The organism is Candidatus Desulfolinea nitratireducens (assembly GCF_982879505.1).
On record NZ_CEYOSI010000050.1, the window covers coordinates 1 to 18,194 of the forward strand.

Sequence of the window (18,194 nt, forward strand, 5' to 3'; positions counted from 1 at the left end):
AGTGGGGGAGGGCAGTGTTTGGAAAACATATCAGGATATAAATATCTGGTCAGATCAAGCACCAAATAGTGTCTATTATTATACGTTCTCAAACTACCTGTATTTGTATTAATACAGGTAGTTTGCTATAATGTATTTATGCAGATAAAGCGTGCTATCCTCCCTCAAGTTCAGGAATACTTGTTGCCTGGCAAGGTCGTTGTACTCTATGGACCACGACAAGTCGGGAAAACTACCTTAGCCCATAATCTAATAGATTTCACAAAGTTGAAAAGTCGCTTCATTAATGCGGACGAACTTCTCTATCGAGAAGCACTTGGTAGTCAGGATCGACAGCGCTTGGGTGAAGTGTTGGGAGATGCGGAACTATTGGTTATAGATGAAGCCCAACGCGTCTCCAATATTGGCTTGAACTTGAAAATTCTTGTGGATAGTTTTCCTCATATTCGCATTCTGGCGACCGGATCGGCTTCGTTTGATTTAGCAAATAAAATCAGCGAACCTCTGACTGGACGCAAGATTACTTTTACTCTTTACCCTATTAGCTATAATGAAATACAGCAGGAATTTGGTGTATTGGAAGCCCGCAACCAACTGGAGCGTTGGTTGATCTGGGGAGGCTACCCGGCAATCGTCACAACAGAAAATCCAGATTTACGTGCCCGTCTTTTGGGGGAATTAGTTGGTTCTTATTTATATCGGGATATTCTTGAAATGGAAGGTGTCCGCCGTTCTGAAAAAATTGTGGATTTATTACGCTTGCTGGCTTTCCAGATTGGTCAAGAAGTCTCGCACTCCGAACTAGCAACCAGTCTTGCGCTCAATCGAAAAACAGTAGAACGTTATCTGGACCTGCTGGAGAAAGTCTTCGTTATTTTTCGAGTAGGTGGGTTTTCACGCAATCTGCGTAAAGAAATTACTAAAAACACACGTTATTATTTTTATGATAATGGTGTACGCAATAGCCTCATTCAAAATTTCAATTCACTTAAGTTACGAAACGATATGGGTCTGTTGTGGGAAAACTTTCTAATGGTGGAGCGCCGTAAAATAAATCAGATTGCCGCCCGCAGCGTTAATGCTTATTTTTGGCGTACTTATGATCGCAAGGAAATTGACTATATTGAGGAATACGGCGGGAAACTGTTTGGTTACGAATTCAAATGGGGAAGTGGAAATATCAAGCAAGCAACTCGTGCTGAGTTCTTGAAAGCCTATCCAAATGCAGAGCTAATGACAATCAATCGGGACAACTTCGAGACATTTTTATCCCCCGTTCCGAGAGGGGAGTAAATCGCTTCAGCTTCTCTTTCTCAACAAGAAACGCATATTCAACCTGATGCACTATCCGTAATAAGTGAGCTACCAACCGCTAAAGCGAGTTGGCTTCCTGGTTCGTCCAGCATAGCCATCCGTAGATGGTCTTACAGACTGTCCCCAGGCGTTATTTTCCACGGCTCCCGCGGTAGATTGCTTCAAAATATTGATTGCTGCATTGACATCCCGATCATGGACTGTACCGCACATTGGACACTGCCAGATGCGTACATTCAGTGGCATTGCTTCCATCTTGGTGCCACAAACCGAGCAGGTCTTCGAAGACGGGTACCAACGACTGACCTTTTCGACCTGGCAACCATACCATTCTCCCTTGTACCCTAACATCGTCACGAACGCCGACCAGCCTGCGTCTCCGATCGACTTTGCCAGATGATGATTCGCCAGCATACCCCGCACGTTCAGGTCTTCCAGCCCGATGAATTGGTTTTCTTCAACGAGCATTCGACTGAGCTTATGGTGAAAATCACGGCGCTGGTTCGAAATCTTCTCATCCAGACGAGCCAGCCGTAGACGCGCTTTCTCATGGTTATGACCGCCGAGTTTTTTACGGGATAGTTGGCGGGCAAGACGGCGGCGTTTCTTCTGCGCCTTGCGGTAGTATTGTGGTGGCGCAATCTTCTCACCTGTGGACAACGTGGCAAACTCCCGAAGACCAAGATCAAGTCCAACTGCTCCACCTGCAAAGATCGGTGTTGCCATCTCTATCTCTACCTGGATGCTGACGAAGTACCGCCCGCTCCTGGTTCTCGATACGGTCACATTCTTCATCACACCTTCCAGCGGACGATGTAGGACCAGGCGCACATGACCTACCTTTGAAAGTTGGATACGCCGCCCATCCGGGGCAATCCAACTTTCTTTCGGCTGTGGATAGCGGGCACTTTGCTTTGCTCGCTTGCTCTTGAAATGCGGATATCCCCCGCGCTTGGCAAAGAAATTCTGAAACGCTCGATCCAGATCCTTGAGCGATTGCTGCAAGACCTGCGAGTGGGCTTCTTTTAGCCAGGTAGTCTCTGATGTCTTTTTCAGGATTGGCAATTGCTTTGCCAGATGGTTGTATCCTGGATACTTGTCCTGGCTTTGCCCAAGCCCCCAGTTGTAGATGTATCGGGCATGCCCAAACTGCACAGCCAGTTTACGCTGCTGTTCCTGATTCGGGTAGATGCGATACTTGAATCCCTTGCGGACGATCATTGTCCTTTTTGCCCCACGATATAATGCTTAACAACATCCAGTGACACCGACCCCACTGATGCAATGAACCGTGAGCGTATCCACATGGATGGCAACCTGGACTTCATCCCCAGTGAAGTGGGGGAAGCTTTCCAAGGATATTCTTTGCGAATAGTGTGGGCTGTATAGCCCTTGACCTTACGTACAACGGTATCTATGCCGGTTCTTGGATCTACATCCAGCAAAAGATGCACATGGTCAGGCATGATTTCCATCTCAATCACCCCATAGCTGTACTCTTCTTGTTTTTCGATGATCAGTTCTTTGAGGCGAGCATCAATCGGAGGAACGAGTACCTTTCGCCGGTACTTCGGACAAAAGGCGATGTGGTATTTACAACTGTATACGATCGTACGATCCCGGTGCAATTCGGCAGAAGACATGCAGATATTCTAATATAGAACGCATGTTCTTTCAACCCTGCCGGGGGCGAAGCCCCCGGCAGGCAAGCCTTAGCCCCTTATATCCCACCGCTAAAGCAGGTAGGTTTTACGGGGCGATTCATAAAAAATGGCCTGTGAAGGCCATTTTTTATTTATTAGCAGTATATTTTTTGGGCTAATTAAGGCAGTATATAAACCCAAAGATGTTCGCTATTCGTCTCTTCTTTCATAATCTCTTGCCACGCCACAGGCAATTCTAGATCAAAGCGAATCCCGGCATTCAAAATAGTCATCTCAAATGAAGTAATACCTTTGCGCCAAGGAATCAGCGGATGTTGATTCGTTCTTTTGCTTAATTCACTGCGCTTTTCTCTGGATAATGTCCGCAGAGTCTTCGGTGAGAGTAAGGAAAAGGCCATCGTTTCTCCAGTGTACTGATCTACAAAGGAAACTACGAGCGGATTCTCTGTTATTTCTGGTACGCTGAATTGTGTTTGTCTTCCAAGAATACGGGATGCAGCTATATTCAACCATGCTATGGGATTATCAATAGAAATATTTGCTTCTACCTGTCCACGTTTTAAGCGCAAATCTTCTATAGCCCAAGCCTGTGTTTGCTGGCTAATACTATCTATAGCTCTTCGCTGGCGTTCATTTCCAACGCTAATCAGTGCGCCCAAAACAATCAGGGCAATCAATACAGTCAGTGCGAGTAAATAGTCAATCATTTCTTCCTCCGAGTGAATAGAATAACAGGGGTTTAGAGTTCTTTCTTCTTCGATAATGCGCTCATTAAACCTTCTAATCGAGAGAGCGCTTTAGGGCGTGGATCAATAACACTGTTTGTTGCAAAAATAAGCAGCAGTCCGATAACTCCAGCTATTGGCCACCTATTTGGGGTTGAAGATTTTTCTTCTTCTGAGACAATAGGCGGGATTGATGTAGCCACTGGCGTGGCTGTAAATGTTGGTTCTGGCTGTGGGGTTTTGGACGCGATCGGAACGGTTGTTCCTGTAGCGGATGGTGTAACTGTCAGCGTGGGACTAGGTGTGTATGTGGCTTCTAAAGTTGGGCTGGGAAAATTCCTTGCTGGCAAGGTCGATGTTGGCGTAAAGATCAAAGTGTTGGTTGGGATTTGAGTGAAAGTCGGGGTGAAAGTTGCTGTATTTGTCGGTGTGAAGGTATAAGTTGATGTCGGGGTAAAAGTCGCCGTATTGGTTGGCGTGAGCGTAAATGTCGGCGTATAGGTCGGTGTTTGCGTAAAAGTAGCTGTGTTAGTTGGTGTATAGGTAAAAGTTGCCGTGGGTGTAAAAGTGGCTGTGTTCGTTGGGGTGAAAGTGGAGGTCGGCGTTGCTGTAAAAGTAGCCGTGTTCGTTGGGGTGAGCGTAGAAGTAGGCGTAGCTGTCATCGTCGGACTGGGCGTTGCGGTTGGCGTGACATAGAGCGCATCTACAGAACGGATATGCACATGTCCGCCCGATGCCCGCACAGACCAGGTTCTGCAACCAGCCGGAACACTGATTGGAAAACTGTTGAAACCAGGCGTATTGTTATTGGGCTTTTGGAGGTTCCACGAGGCAGAGGCTCCGCAGGCAGAAACCGTGATCGTGCCCACACCGCCTCCCACCCATTCATAGGCTCCCATCGCTTCAAAATAGGTAACATCTCGTAGGAAGCTGCCACTAATTGAACTCCCTGAACTAATATGAGTAACTGGCTCTGTGCAGCCACTTGAGCAGTTTTGCCCGCCTTCATCAGATGATTTCACGGTCAGGCTTCTATGGTAAATATTCGTATACCATACCGACCCGCTCCAATCAATTTTGCCCCAATTATGGGCTTGGTCATAAGTTCTTCCTTCAATCAATGCCGTAGCTAAGCGTGGTGCAGCTTGGGCTTGCAAAGCATTCAAGGAAAGCAAAAGAAATAATAGGATGCTTAGGGTAAAAAGAAAATGTTTTTTCCCTTTCATAGCTTTATTCATCAAGAGACCTCCGGTTGTCTAGCCTCTCAGCAGAGGCAATTCTCCTCAGTGTTTTTATTGGCACTTCAGCGCACCATCTGATTTCAGCAATAATCAGTTTGTATTCTTTAAGAGCCTTGTTAATAGAAAGGGAATAAAACCAATTATTCAAATTCTTCTCCATTTGAGGATCTTCATATAGCTTTTCAATATCTGCATGGTCTGTTAACCACAGCAAAAAGAATTCACGTCTTTCTTTGCTAAGCTTCCGTGTTTCGTTGCAAATAAACTTTGCTAAGGAGAGAGTTTTTTTCATAGTCATAAAAAAATAAGTCTTTCAAAATTCTCTAATAAGGGACAATCGCGCCAACCAAAATGGCATAGACTCCCGAGCAGAAGGCAAGAAGCCACAAAAAGATCATCAGATAAAAATATGGGTCTTTCATCACCCGATAGTCAATTTCTTTGGGTTCATGTTTTTCGTCATTCACTTCATCTCTTTCATTGGCTTTTTTCATCGTTCTATGCACCTAAAATCCAAGCCGTTTCTTGTCTACAGGAGGGTGGGTAGGTGTGATCGCCTTTTTCCCTTTCCCAGAACCTCTCTTCTTTGTGCTTTCACCCTGGAAATCGCCATACTTCTTGAGCGCAACTTCCGGCGTGAATAACTCATCCAGCAAAGCGTGCTGGGCAGGAGGCACCATTGCTTTCAAAGCACTCACAGTTGTTTCTTCCCAGAGAGCCGAAGAGATATAGTCTTTGGGATGTGCGGCAATTACTTCTCGGATTAAGGCTTGCACCGTATGTGGGTCAGGTCTGTTGGGTGGGGTTACTTCCAATAAGGTCGGAGGCTGCCATTTCTTTCCAATCCTTGCTCTAAGCCAACATTGCAAAGTAGGCAGATCAAGCGTCATATTTCCATAGCGCACAGTAGCGTTCAATGCCGCCCGGATAGTGTCTGCATCTTCGGGATCAGGAGAGAAATAGGCTTGGGTGGAGGTATTCGCAAGTAAGGCTTGCACAACAGCTTCAAAGCCTTCCGCGCGCCGCATCATAGACAAAGATTGCACAAGGACAAACATCCGCGCCCCAAACTTTGCCCCTTCAGAAAGCATGGATTCCAGTTTCATCCCACCTCCAATTTCCTGCGCCTCATCAATGAAGAAGTAATAAGGAATAGGCCTATAGGTGGTTTCCCGCCTATAGGCAGCATCGAAGACGTTATAGACAATGCTGGCTGTCAGGCGGGCACTTTCACCACCCATCTGCCCAGCTGGTAAACGCATCACAACCCAGGCACGTTCCTTGATCCATCCTTCTATATCAATAAAACCACTCTGATGCATGGAGGCAAAAAGCCAGGGAGAGAGTTCCAAAGACATCACTTTGGAGAGCACGGGAGAGATTACTTCGGTAGACCAACTACTGTTCCATTTGGAGCCACTCCCACTGCTAGTTTGTCCAAGCAAAGCATCCAATGCCAGCGAACCAATCCGATCTGCAGGGGCAAGGTAGGACATTGCCATATGCCGCCATTCCACATTGAAGGCGGCAAAGACAACGTGCATCAAGCCCATCTGTTTGTCGGGATTATTCATATTCCAAGCGTGCGCCAAGCGAAAAAGACCGAGCAAAGCCGCCTGCATACGCGGTCCCCAGTAGTCCTCCCAAATACGCTTGCCCAATTGCACAATCGCATTCCCAGCCCAGGAGAAATCAGGCAGAGAGAGTAAGTTCAAAGGGATGGTTTCTGGCTGGTCTGGCGTAATAACCCGTAGGCGCTGGATTGCTTTTGAGCGTTGTGGCTCAGGAAGTTCGTGTACAGCTTGCAAGAAACTATCAGAAAGAGATAAATGCGGATCGACCAGGAATATCCCTGGGGCATCATCCCCTTTTTTTAATAACTCACGCAAAATAGCTGCCGCAAAGGATGTTTTCCCTGAGCGAGTGCCGCCTGTTGCCAGCCCGTGTCCGTCCGGATCAATGCCGATAGGAAGTTTATTTGCGACACTAATCCCTATAGGCATAGGTGCATTTTGCAAGGTCTTTGAAGGTGGTGGGGCAGGCACATCCTGGATGGTATCCCGCGCAAAAACACCACTGCCCTCGCCTGCTTCTGGTGGGGCTATCAGTGCAGCCAGTTCACTAACGGGGAGGGTGAGACTATTTCCTTTGATACTGGGCCATTCAGGGCTTTCTTTTGTGAGCCAATTACTTTCTCCTGCTAAAAGAGAAAGAGAATCGGGCATTTCGCCGCTGATCGTAAAGGCCACTTTGAGTAAGGTGTTATTGACGCGGGCATCCAGAATATCTTTGGGGACGGAACGCCACTTCATCCAATCCAGCATGCCCATCGCCGCCACCAGAACAAGAATGATTCCGCTAATGATCAAAATAAAAACGATCCCCGGATTACTTTTTAAACCAGCCATTCCACCCCCGAAGCCTCCTACCAGGATGCCGATCCCAAGCACGCCGCGCAATAAACCCAAACGCAGTCCCCAAGGATTTGGCGCACTATTCCCAACACCGGTTTCTGTGCCATAAGAATAAGCAGACAGCGCACGCAAACGTTCTTGTAATTCTGTATCCTTGCCAAGCAGCCAAATTCTTAAAGAGCTATTCCCTTTTCCTCTTTGGGCTGCTGCCAACAACTGCCCGCCAATCGCTAATAAGGGATCGCTATTTTCTTCGCTAATTGCCAGATTAGGGACACGGGAGTTTGTTTCTGCAAGAAGATAGTTGTCTGAAATACCAGAAAAGGGGATAGTCTCGACTTTTTCCCAGCGGGTTTGTTGTTGGGTCATCGAAGCCCAGGCATTTACTGCTCCTTCGGCTTTCTTTGGGGGGACGATCATGCGCACTCTTAAGCCATCGCCAGCTTCTGCCAGCAATTCAAATAAAGAAGGATTTGGCAACTGGCTCAGCCAGGAGGCAATCCGTTGATGATTGCGCTCCAAAGGCAGCGGGGATAAGCGCAGCTCCCAGACTTCCCAATCTCCAGCACAGAGCGGACAGATTCCTTCCAGAGAAGGCGTGTCGTAGCTGAAGCCACAAGTGGGACAATTCAGGCTGATTTTAGAATCTGCCCTTGCCATCATTTACCCGCTTCCTGAAAGCCCATCGTATTACCGAGACTCTCCCAAAAACGCAACCAGGTGGAGGGAAGCGTGATTTGAACAGGGAAGAGCGCACCGCGCCCACCCGAGGGCGAAGCCATGAAGACACGCGGGGCCAGGCGAGAGACACTCTCTGCGTTTTGCCGGGCCTCTGCTTCGGGAACGCCCATTGAACGAAAGAAAGCAAAGGCTTCATCCGGTCCCATACGCCCGATAAGTGCCGTAGATGCCATACTCATGGATGTTGGATTTTTCGCCAAATCCTGGGGTAAATGCGTAATGAGCGTTACACCGATCCCACGCTTGCGGGCGCGTCTGCCCAGTTCATCCAATAAATCAGAGAAGGGACCACTTCTGAGTAATCGCCAGCCCTCGTCAATGAAAATATCCATCGGGTTTTTGCCGACAGTCACAATATGGTAGAGAAACCAGGCAAGTACCGCATGGACGATATTGCGGTTTTCTTCGCGCAAGGTGGAAAGGTCGAAGTTGTACCATGCGCCTTTTTGGAAATCCATCGAGAGCAAGGCTTTGGGGCGGTCGAAGAAACCTTCAAAAAGACCGCCTTTCTGATAGGGGCGCAAAATAGCCATTGGTGTGCCAATATCAGGGGAATTTATCGCCGCTAAAGCATCCACCAGATTGGCAATGGTCATTCGCCTGCCGGGGAATTGCTTCCAGTATTGCTGCACCGCTTCATGCAAAGCCGCTTGCACGCCAGGCGTGAGAATAGCCTCCCCAGCCAAAGCCGCCAACAGAAAACGAGCCGCCAGAAGGAGGTCAGCCGGGTTATCCCCTTCAAGTGGGTGCAAAAGGCAGGTCTCTGGGTCATCAGGAATACCCGCCGGAATGACCTTGCCTCCGACTGCATTACAGAGGACATTATTCTCCCCTTCTGGATCAATGGATAGAATCGTTCTGCCTTGAAGCAAGCGCTGTATCATGATCCAGCGCATCAGGGTGGTCTTGCCTGACCCCATCTCGCCTAGAATGAGTGTGATGGCATGAGGGGGCGGTGGGAGCGTGGGATCCATCCCTTTGGTGAAGGAAAAATGCACATCACGCCCATCGCGTTGGTGTACACCCAACCAAACAGAATCCTTCGCAGGCATAACACGGCGTGAGGGTGGTGGAATTAAGGGGACAGCTTCGTTCGGAAAGAGGAGCGGCTCATCCAATTTTGGAAAAAGATCACCGCCAGGTTGCAGATATAAGAGGGCACGCTCTGCAATATAGTAAAGACGTTGCGCCAGCAGACCGCGTGTGCGCAGGTTGGCTTCAAGCAGACGGCGTGCAGACTCTGCGTCTGCGTAACGATCTGGGGATGCAAAGAGAGCGGCGAGGAGTGTGCCTTTATAAATTGGACTACCTAAAGCCAGCGCAGATTCTGCCTGCTCCATGGCATGATCAGTCATATTTTCTGCGGCGGAAGGACGACGCCCCGTTTTCATCGCCAATGCAGTGAGTGCCCCTTCCATCAGGGTTCTACGCGCACGCAAACCGCTTTTCATCGCATCAGGGGGTTCGCGGCGCAGAGAAAGAGAATAGATCATGGGCAGCCCCTGATAAAATACCTCTGCGTTCAGGCGTTTCCAGGGTCTCTCCATACCGGGGACACCACTTCCACGCGTGGTCACTGGAAGCAGCACAGCTTGGGGAAAGATCAGATAATCCTCACCGGTTTCAAATGCTTGCGAAGCCACTGCCGATTGATATTCTTTTTCTGTCTGGCTTGACTCATGCCCAAGAGGAAAGCCCTTTTTATTTCTATTCCAGTTTGCAAACATTTTTTACTCCAGGCTGGGGTTGAGTATCCATTGAGCCAGGGCTTGAATTTCTTCTGAATTGAGAAAAGAAACCTCTATGCCGTAACCCAGACACATCCCAGGGATACTGCCCCACCAAGCCAGGCCTTCATTATTGGGAGGCAAGACATACTCAATGATCGTGCGGCGGATGAAAGGCAGAGAACTTTCTTCTATAGCTAATAAAAGCCCTTCTCGCAGAATTTCTAAACCTTCTGAATTTGGCTTTGCCCAACCCACTACTTCTTTCTGAAAATTTCTGCGCGGCAGGGGATCAGGCCAGAAGATTTGCAAAAAACGTAGTGTCCAGCCCGGCTGCATACTGGTGAGCAAGGTGGCATAGGCATCCTGTGGGCGCACTTCTGGGCGGTCTGGATTGGCTTCAATTTCTGCAAAGAGACGCTTGGAATCGTTATACCCAATCAGCGCATCGTAAGAATCGTCTACGCGCGTAAAGCCTTTGCCCATTACATAGGGTCTGGTTTCTCCAATCGGAGCGTCTGATTGATTACTGGATTGCGGCATCTTATTGGGTCTGGAAATAACTTTCAGGGACACCGATTTCCTGTGCCCTGAAACCAGGGCGCATGGGACGGTTTCCTGTGGGAAGAAGCTGATTTGCCTCTGCGCTAAAACGAAATAGGGGCGTAATCGCAGGGCGTTTGGCAGAGCGTTCTACAACGGAGGAAACTTCGGCGATTTCACGCACAATTTGTCCGTGTTGCGGATCACGCTCCATATGAACAACCAGGGTGACCGCCTCCGCAAAACTTTGCGCAATTTGCATTTCTCCCAGACGAACGGCATCAGGGTGAGCCTGGACAACTTGCAGGAAGCGCGGCCAGACCTGCTCGGCGCTGGTAGCGTGGATGGTAAAAGCAGAATGCCCATGACCAGTAGCGGCTGCACGCACAAGTTCCCAGGCTTCAGCTCCACGCGCTTCCCCTATAATCAGCCCGTGTGGCCTGGAACGAAGTGCCGCCCGAATTAAGTCATACATCGTAACCGGAGTAGGACCGCCAGTAACTTCAGGACGGGTGATGGTATAGACGGTATTGCCGGTATCATCCGCATGGTCTCCACTCCAGCCATTCAGGATGATTTCATTGCTATCTTCAACGATGAACAAACGGATCGCTCCAGGTGGATAAAAGTTGAGCATCTCTTGCAGAATGCGTTGTGCGACAAAGGTTTTGCCTGAGCCGGTCGTACCAGAGATGACAATCGTGCCACCGCGTACCATCACCGCCAGAATATAGTTGGCTGCTTCGGGGCTGATGACACCATTCCCACGCGGAAAATCCAGCACAGAAAAGGCAGGCTGTTTTACAGGGGGTAAGCGGCTCTCACAGAGTAAGCCCAGGTTTTCCCCTTTTTTGCCCGATGTAGAGCGATAATTGCTGACACGCATCGTGATGTAATCCCCATATGGGGAAGCCGGAGGCATAATGAAATTGACACGCACACCCTTGCGTTTGACCCCGCCAGAAGGCAGGGGCACCATCACTTGAAGCATGGCATCCGCAACTGGGTGATCCGGGGTTGGGGCACGTTGCCCGGCACGGTCTATCATTACCCGCATCGCGTCGCCCACCCCTTTTGCTGCTTCTGCCACCCGCTGCCAGCCTTTGCCTGTGATGTAGATATAGATAAAGCCAAGGTTGACGGCGATATCTTCAATATCATCACGAGCGATCAATTCAAGCAGAGGTCCGAAGCCAGATAATTCTCCGATCAAACGCAGGATCATTTCTTCCGGCAGGTGGATACCATCATCTGCTGCTTGCCTACTGACCTCCCCAAAAACCGCTTTGACCAGGGCTTCAATATCGCTGGGAGCCAGCTTTCGTTTTGTGCCTTCCTGCGCTTTTCTTTCAAGGGCGGTCTGGGTAAGGATTTCTAACCAGTGTTCCAGTCTTTCACCTTGAGTATCGTCCAGGGTTGGGGAGAGAGACTGACCTGTCAGGTCGAAAACATCCTCAAACGCCATGCGCTATTGCCTCCCCCATAAGCGTTTTTTCCTTTTGTGCGTAGCCCCAGCGATTAATCCGGCACGGGCAGCCCCTTCGCGGATGGCAGGCACAAAATGAGATGCAAATCCCAACAGAGCCTCGGTGAATGGCGCTAATTCTTCGATCTTTGTTTCTTTGTATCGCCAGATTAGAATATCGTTGGGCTTGTCGCTATTTACCGCTTGCGCGGCGACATGGGGATCAACAACAGGGATAATTCCATTCGGGACCAACGCCATATCAATCTTGTCATCCGCCAGGGCTTGTTGCAGCATTTTGTGGGCGGCTTTGAAATCTCCGCCAACGACCATGTTGTAGCAAAGTTTCACCCGACTGCCGACAAACTCCATTGCATTGCTACGCCCGGTTGTACTGGCGAGCGTGCTAACCATCCTGGATATCCAACGCCGAGTTTCAGCAAGGTCCGGGATTTCTGGCTTGATCACAATGGCAATAGATTCAGCTGCTCGTAGTGCCGCCCGATGAACGGGATGGGCCGGGTTGATGCCAACATCCATAATCACCACCCCGCCTGAAGCAACCCCGGCCTCATATAGTCCGGTGATGATCCGGTTGATCAGTTCATCATCTTGTAGCGCTTGGTCGCCCAGATCATCGGTAACCAAGCCTGGCAAGACCTTCAATGTTGGGAGTTCTTCTATCTGGGTAAAAGCGTTCAGGTATTGCCCGCCAGCAGCAACTGCACCCATCACATCGGACTGGCTTTGCTTTTGCTGGGCGACACGTCGGATCAGCCCGATCAGGGTGGTTTTGACCTGGTTGAGACGCAGATGATATTGCATCGAGCCAGCATTCCCGTCTGCGTCCACCAGATAAGTCGTTATTCCACTGAGTGCCAGGGCAACTGCCAAATTAACGGCAATCGTTGTCTTGCCTGCCCCTCCTTTAGGAGAGGTAATCGCAATTTTTCTGGCAGACATTCCGGACTGGATTTGTGCAGCGAGATCCCCGCCGAGGACTACCCGTCTATAGGCATCATCCCCGGACATCCCGCCCGAATCCGCGCGACGAAGTGCATCCAATAGCTTTTGCATATCAGCAGGGCTGGGAGGGTAGGCAAAGGTGGGGATATGGGTGCTGGCTGCCCAGGCCGCCAGGCCATCCTCTGCACCAGCCACGATAAAGATCAGCTTGCCGCGCTCCGCTGCCTTGATCAGTGATTCGGTTTGCACGGATGATTCGAGGGAAACAAGAATGATGACCTTGAAATCGAATAGATCGATATGGGCGGGCTGGAAGGATGCCATTTGCGCTTCAACACTATGACCCTGTTCGCCCAATTGCACATTGATATGGGAGGTGACGCTGCCTGCACCAACTAATAAGATTCTCATGGCATTATTCCCCGGCCTGGCTATGTTCCAGCTTGAATAGATCTTCAAAATCCCAGTAGGTGAAACCTGTTGATGGGCCATCCTGTCCGTCTTTAATCAGGGAGACTATCAGCAGGTTCCCTTGTTGCAGGGATAGAGCCAGTTCTTCGCGGCTTTCATCCGGGATCAGGAGCATCAGGCGTTCGGGTTGGGAGAAGCTTGAATAGCTGGTATTCGTGCCTGTGCCGGTCGCTGATTCTAAATTTCCTGCATCAACTACTTCTGGCGGTAATCCCTGAATAGAAATCACCAGCGCACCTTGCGGGAATAAGTCTTTTGCTAATGGCGGAAAAGCACGCTCTTCCAATTCTTGTTGTGCTTTTTCTACAGCAACTTCTTCCTCGGAAGGAGGATTTATCGTTGCGATTATTTCTGGAGCATCAAAAAGAGAATCTGGCAAAGTGAAGTCTGGGTCAGGGGTTGCGGTTTCAATTTCCTGCGGTCGTCTGCCAATCACGACCGTGATCGCGACCTTGTCGCCAGGTAAGAAGGCTGTAATATCGGGGGCAATTACATTTGCCGCATCCAGAGGAAATGGAAATAAGCTGTTGCCCGATGGATAAGACGCTAAGGCAGCAGATAAGCGGGTGCCTTCAGCGGCAGGAGAGATAATGGAGTCTCGCATAATGGGTTGTCCGGCATGGATTGGCAAGACAGCCAGACTGCCCGGAAGAGAATCGCTTTCATCCGCTGGAATATAGAGACTGGCATTTTCATCCTGAAAGACGGTTTTGATAATCAGGTCTCCCTGACCGATCGTGTCGCCAATATCGAGAGCCTGGGCTGCTGCAAGAATATCGAGGGTCTCCGGCTTTTGGGCATTCCCGATTGAAAGTAAGGCGAATAGCGCGACCAGAAAGAGTGCCACAGATATTCCTAAAACGGCGACGTTTATGCCACTATTGAGTAAGCGTTTCAACATGATTTTTATTTCTCCTGAAAATAGTTGGAATAGCTTTGGGGATTATTGATCCCATAGATCGCTTTGTCTGGCTGCATTGAGAAAAGATGGATTTGCTTTAATATCTTCTGCCAGGAGTTTTTCTGATTCTTTGAAAAGACCGTATAGACAGAGGGTGACAAAATCTGAAGCTGTGCTTTCGCGCGCGATACGCACAGCCATGACGACATTGAGTGCGTCTTTCATGGCATTGGATGATGCCAATGATTCTGCGGCGGTTCGTGGCATCTTTGCATAGAAGCTTTGTAGGTGATCCGCGAGGGAGAGGATGTCTTCTGTGAATGCTTGAGCAGGCTTTTGAAGCACAGGTCGTTTTTCTGCGGCTGGTGATTTGATCGCCTGCCAGGAAATCTCGCCTTTTGCATTGACAAGACCGAGCAAGCTCTCTTTATCTATATCGGGAAAAATGTCGAGCAAGAGGATCGCTTTCGGTAAGCTCTCTATCTGATCATTGATCTCTGCCAGCAATAGAAGCGCGGTTTGTTGTAAGGACGCAATTGCATCTACAGAACTCAAGGCAATATTCTGTAATGGGGTTGGAAAGTTTTGTCTCAGCCTTTTCCAGCGCTCTTTTTTTGATTGATAGTCTTCTGCCATGGCGGGGAGAATACTGTAAATGATGGCGGGGTACCCCTGTGAATGCACCGACATATCGGAATGTTTAGCCGACTTGTCGGGAGAGAGATAGGGGCAATACCGATATGTAGGAATGTAAGCGGGAGTTTTTATGCTTTGGATGGATTAGGAAGTTTGAACTTAGAAAAGGAGCGGAGAGAATATGCCAATAGAAAAAAACAAGCCATCCAGTGGAGTCAGGGGGTTAGGCATAGCAAAAACATCTTCACTTAGCCCTTTTGTGGAAGCTATCCATGCGTAGGCTATATAAAGGAAGCGACATTTTTAGGTGCTCTGTGTGTTTTATGCTCTTTTGATGGAGATCTCCTTCTTTTTCCCCCTACCTCGTACTAGAAACGGCAACAATATACATACCGTGAACTTATTGCCCTGAGAGCTTTCTTGCTATCTTTCCAAAGGGAAAAGAGAGTTGAAGTAAAAGTTCAGGAAGATGATCTGCGGATAGTGTTGGAAATTGAAAATGAGATTAGAGATGTTGTTCTGGAGATTTGAGATATTTGAGAGCATATCCTGGGTATCCCCATAACAAAATGCTCATCTGATTATCGTTAGCGCTACTCAGTGTATGTTTCTAAAGCGTATGTGCTTTCAGCCAAACTACCATGCTTTCAAGTGTTTCTGCCCCCTTGGCAACAGCTAATGTGAAGGCGGCTAAGTCTTCCTGAGATGCACTAAATTGGTACCCATTTGCTTGCAAAAATAGCACAGTGGATGTGATCCCTGTGCGTTTGTTGCCATCAACAAATGGATGGTTATTGACTAAAGATTCAAGCAGGGCAGCTGCCTTGGAGAAAATATCAGGATGTAATTCCTGTTGGTCAAAGGTTGCTTGAGGACGCGCCGCTGCCGAGCGTAATAGCCCCAAATCATAAATGCCACTTTCTCCCCCGGTTTCTTCAATCAGTCTGGCGTGAATGAATAGAATTTGTTCTGCACTGAGATATTGGGTCATTTTGCCAATTCATCCAGTGCAGGACGGTAGGCTGTAATAAACTCGCTGACCTGACGGGCAAAGTCAGCATCTACCCCAGCAATGGGCGGATGCTCGGTGGGGCGAATGATGATTTGCCGATTAGGCTGATCCAACATGACATCTACCTGGCTACCATCCTGAATTTTGAGTGCGTCCAACATTTCTCTTGGTAAAGAAACAACGGCGCTATTGCCTGTTTTGAAAATTTTTCGGCTCATCATAAACTCCTTGTATGTGCTTACGCCGTAAGTATATCACAAGGGGGAATCCTAGCTGATTCTTTGCCACGAATAAAGTTGGTATCTCATTATGGCGATTATTCAGTCTAATTCGCTGGTTATGAAGCAAATTCTTGGGATAAGTAAGTACAAGCTTTGTACACTTTGGCTCTTAATAAAAATAACTACCGATATGTCGGGTTTAGGGATTTACACAGATATTTTTGTGGGGATTTCTATCGGGCTAAAATCTCTTGACGCTCCTCCATTCTGTCCTATAATTAGGGCAATCTAATAAGCAAGCCCATATAATCTATCAACACCCTTTTCCTGCCTGGCTAACGCTGGGGAGTTCTGATTAAATTTTCCTTTATATAAAAACAACTCAACGTCAAAAGTGTTGCATTTACTTACATTTTATGTCATAATACATCTATGCGATATTCACAAGTTTTAGACACCTTGAGGGATACACCTCTCTTTGAAAGCTCTCTTTTGACTGTTGGGAAAAGCTCTCCTTATCAAACACAACGCCGACTAAGCGATTGGGCGAGTGCGGGCAAAGTAATCTCGCTCCGGCGAGGTCTCTATATCCTTCCCAAGGAAAAGCGAAAATTTGAACCCCATCCTTTTCGTATCGCAAATCGTTTGGAGCCTGGTTCTTATATCAGCCTGGAAATGGCATTGCGTTACCACAATCTAATTCCAGAGCATGTTGCAGTTGTCACCTCGGTCACAACGGGTCGCCCACGAGAGTGGACAAATGAGTTTGGCAGATTTCTCTATAGACATATTCACCCCCGTTATTTTTTCGGCATGGAATATCGTTTGATTATTGAAGAGCAATTTGCCTATATTGCCTATCCTGAAAAAGCTTTGCTTGATCTCATCTATCTGCGGAAAGGCGGAGACTCTCTTGAATTTATCCAATCCTTGCGCTTACAAAATCTCGAAAATCTTGATTTAGAACGCTTGGAAGAATTTGCAGAGCATTTCAACAAACCAAAAATCAAACGGGCTGCGGTGGTCATTAGAAAACTTGCCGAACATGAGATGCATGAGTATGAAGTGCTATGAAAGCATATTTACTCAAACTCTGTGCTGAGGCAGAAACACCTTTAATCGCACAACACCTTATGCGTGAATATCTGCAAGCCCGCATTTTGCAAAGCTTACAACGCGCTGGTGCAATGCAAAGTCTTGCCTTCCACGGGGGAACTGCTTTGCGATTTCTTTATGAGATTCCTCGTTACTCAGAAGACCTTGATTTTACTCTGGAGCATGCACCCGAAGCCTATGATTTTCGAGGTTATCTGCGTCAAATTGAACAAGATTTTTTGGCGGAAGCCTATATGCTTGATTTCAAAATCAATGATAAGCGTGTTGTCCATAAAGCCTTTGTACGCTTTCGCGGCCTGCTTTATGAATTAGGGCTATCGGCGCATCAAGATGAAGTCTTGGCAGTAAAGCTGGAGATTGACACGAACCCACCCGCAGGAGCCATATTAGCGACGACCTCCCTAAAACGCTATGTCGCTCTGAATTTACAACACCATGATCGTGCTTCTCTTTTGGCAGGAAAACTGCACGCTGTATTGCAGAGGGTTTATCCAAAGGGACGTGATATTTTTGACCTGTGGTGGTATTTATCGCAACCAGAATGGGATATGCCCAATCTGGAATTACTCAATCATGCTTTAGCGCAATCTGATTGGCAAGGTCCCGTCATGGTTCCCGATAATTGGCGAGGCTTTGTTCGTAGGCGATTGGAAGAACTGGATTGGCAAAAAGATGTTTTGCATGATATCCAGGCATTCCTCATCACCCCCGAATGGGAAATGCAAGTGGATAAAAAGAAATTGCTTGAGCTTCTCATGTGAACTAAAGCAATCTGTTGAGTAACTTCAATCCAGGCCATAAATAAACGGGCGTTGTTTGGTAAACCCAAGCAACGCCCGTTTTGCGTTTAATTATTTTCTTTCCCTCAAGCTTTTGATGCTCAATCGGTGAGCGTGAAAATCGCGGGTTCAACTCCCGCCAAAAGTTTTAGCCCCCTTCCAAAATTTTCTTGGCAGGGGGCTTTTTATTATGCCAGGCATGAAATTATCATGCCTGCTTTTCTTGCTTCCGCAAATGCGGATATTCACTTGCCCTGC

The 18,194-nt window shown here is 48.1% G+C and carries 18 protein-coding genes; 3 read left to right on the forward strand and 15 right to left on the reverse strand.

All coding sequences use genetic code 11. The annotated features are described in order from the left end of the window. The first annotated feature begins 138 nt into the window (after positions 1–138). Positions 139–1,293, forward strand: a complete 1,155-nt coding sequence (locus tag AC3DOM_RS06355; protein WP_487918191.1) for an ATP-binding protein — start codon at positions 139–141, stop codon at positions 1,291–1,293. Between the two features lie 69 nt (positions 1,294–1,362). On the opposite strand, the gene AC3DOM_RS06360 is transcribed toward AC3DOM_RS06355, so the two are convergent. The 15 genes from AC3DOM_RS06360 to AC3DOM_RS06430 form a co-directional block, all read right to left on the reverse strand. After that, a complete protein-coding gene (locus tag AC3DOM_RS06360) occupies positions 1,363–2,535 on the reverse strand; it encodes an RNA-guided endonuclease TnpB family protein (RefSeq protein ID WP_487918192.1) in 1,173 nt (390 codons plus the stop codon). Next, positions 2,532–2,957, reverse strand: a complete 426-nt coding sequence (gene tnpA, locus AC3DOM_RS06365) for an IS200/IS605 family transposase (RefSeq protein WP_487918193.1) — start codon at positions 2,955–2,957, stop codon at positions 2,532–2,534. Before tnpA ends, AC3DOM_RS06360 begins: the two co-directional genes overlap by 4 nt. Positions 2,958–3,136: 179 nt before the next feature. Continuing rightward, positions 3,137–3,685: a hypothetical protein gene (locus AC3DOM_RS06370; protein ID WP_487918194.1), complete on the reverse strand. Its 549-nt coding sequence runs from the start codon at positions 3,683–3,685 to the stop codon at positions 3,137–3,139. 32 nt (positions 3,686–3,717) lie between these two features. Next, on the reverse strand, positions 3,718–4,941 hold the full coding sequence (locus tag AC3DOM_RS06375) for a hypothetical protein (protein ID WP_487918195.1): 1,224 nt from the start codon (positions 4,939–4,941) through the stop codon (positions 3,718–3,720). Beyond that, positions 4,934–5,236, reverse strand: coding sequence for a hypothetical protein (locus tag AC3DOM_RS06380; protein ID WP_487918196.1), 303 nt, complete (start codon positions 5,234–5,236; stop codon positions 4,934–4,936). The genes AC3DOM_RS06375 and AC3DOM_RS06380 overlap by 8 nt, the downstream gene beginning before the upstream one ends. 31 nt (positions 5,237–5,267) lie before the next feature. Further along, on the reverse strand, positions 5,268–5,438 hold the full coding sequence (locus tag AC3DOM_RS06385; protein WP_487918197.1) for a hypothetical protein: 171 nt from the start codon (positions 5,436–5,438) through the stop codon (positions 5,268–5,270). A 12-nt stretch (positions 5,439–5,450) separates the two neighbouring features. Beyond that, entirely contained in the window at positions 5,451–8,018 is a 2,568-nt protein-coding gene (locus AC3DOM_RS06390; RefSeq protein ID WP_487918198.1) for a type IV secretory system conjugative DNA transfer family protein, read from the reverse strand. Then, positions 8,018–9,826, reverse strand: coding sequence for a hypothetical protein (locus AC3DOM_RS06395; RefSeq protein ID WP_487918199.1), 1,809 nt, complete (start codon positions 9,824–9,826; stop codon positions 8,018–8,020). Before AC3DOM_RS06395 ends, AC3DOM_RS06390 begins: the two co-directional genes overlap by 1 nt. A 3-nt stretch (positions 9,827–9,829) precedes the next feature. After that, entirely contained in the window at positions 9,830–10,402 is a 573-nt protein-coding gene (locus AC3DOM_RS06400; protein WP_487918200.1) for a hypothetical protein, read from the reverse strand. Beyond that, the gene (locus tag AC3DOM_RS06405; protein ID WP_487918201.1) at positions 10,371–11,834 is read right to left on the reverse strand and encodes an ATPase, T2SS/T4P/T4SS family; all 1,464 of its coding nucleotides are present in this window, start codon (positions 11,832–11,834) and stop codon (positions 10,371–10,373) included. The genes AC3DOM_RS06400 and AC3DOM_RS06405 overlap by 32 nt, the downstream gene beginning before the upstream one ends. Positions 11,835–11,837: 3 nt before the next feature. Then, positions 11,838–13,211 carry a nucleotide-binding protein gene (locus AC3DOM_RS06410; protein WP_487918202.1) on the reverse strand — a complete coding sequence of 458 codons (1,374 nt, stop codon included), beginning with the start codon at positions 13,209–13,211 and terminating at the stop codon, positions 11,838–11,840. A gap of 4 nt (positions 13,212–13,215) precedes the next feature. After that, entirely contained in the window at positions 13,216–14,172 is a 957-nt protein-coding gene (locus tag AC3DOM_RS06415) for a CpaB family protein (protein WP_487918203.1), read from the reverse strand. A 42-nt stretch (positions 14,173–14,214) separates the two neighbouring features. Further along, positions 14,215–14,808 carry a hypothetical protein gene (locus AC3DOM_RS06420; protein WP_487918204.1) on the reverse strand — a complete coding sequence of 198 codons (594 nt, stop codon included), beginning with the start codon at positions 14,806–14,808 and terminating at the stop codon, positions 14,215–14,217. 610 nt (positions 14,809–15,418) lie between these two features. After that, positions 15,419–15,799 (reverse strand): type II toxin-antitoxin system death-on-curing family toxin, encoded by a 381-nt coding sequence (locus tag AC3DOM_RS06425; RefSeq protein ID WP_487918205.1) that lies wholly within the window; start codon positions 15,797–15,799, stop codon positions 15,419–15,421. Then, positions 15,796–16,038 (reverse strand): AbrB/MazE/SpoVT family DNA-binding domain-containing protein, encoded by a 243-nt coding sequence (locus AC3DOM_RS06430; protein ID WP_487918206.1) that lies wholly within the window; start codon positions 16,036–16,038, stop codon positions 15,796–15,798. The genes AC3DOM_RS06425 and AC3DOM_RS06430 overlap by 4 nt, the downstream gene beginning before the upstream one ends. Positions 16,039–16,473: 435 nt before the next feature. On the opposite strand from AC3DOM_RS06430, the gene AC3DOM_RS06435 reads away from it, so the two are divergent. Together AC3DOM_RS06435 and AC3DOM_RS06440 are read left to right on the forward strand one after the other, a co-directional pair. Beyond that, entirely contained in the window at positions 16,474–17,115 is a 642-nt protein-coding gene (locus tag AC3DOM_RS06435) for a type IV toxin-antitoxin system AbiEi family antitoxin domain-containing protein (RefSeq protein ID WP_487918207.1), read from the forward strand. Beyond that, positions 17,112–17,918, forward strand: a complete 807-nt coding sequence (locus tag AC3DOM_RS06440) for a nucleotidyl transferase AbiEii/AbiGii toxin family protein (RefSeq protein WP_487918208.1) — start codon at positions 17,112–17,114, stop codon at positions 17,916–17,918. The genes AC3DOM_RS06435 and AC3DOM_RS06440 overlap by 4 nt, the downstream gene beginning before the upstream one ends. Positions 17,919–18,194 lie beyond the last annotated feature (276 nt).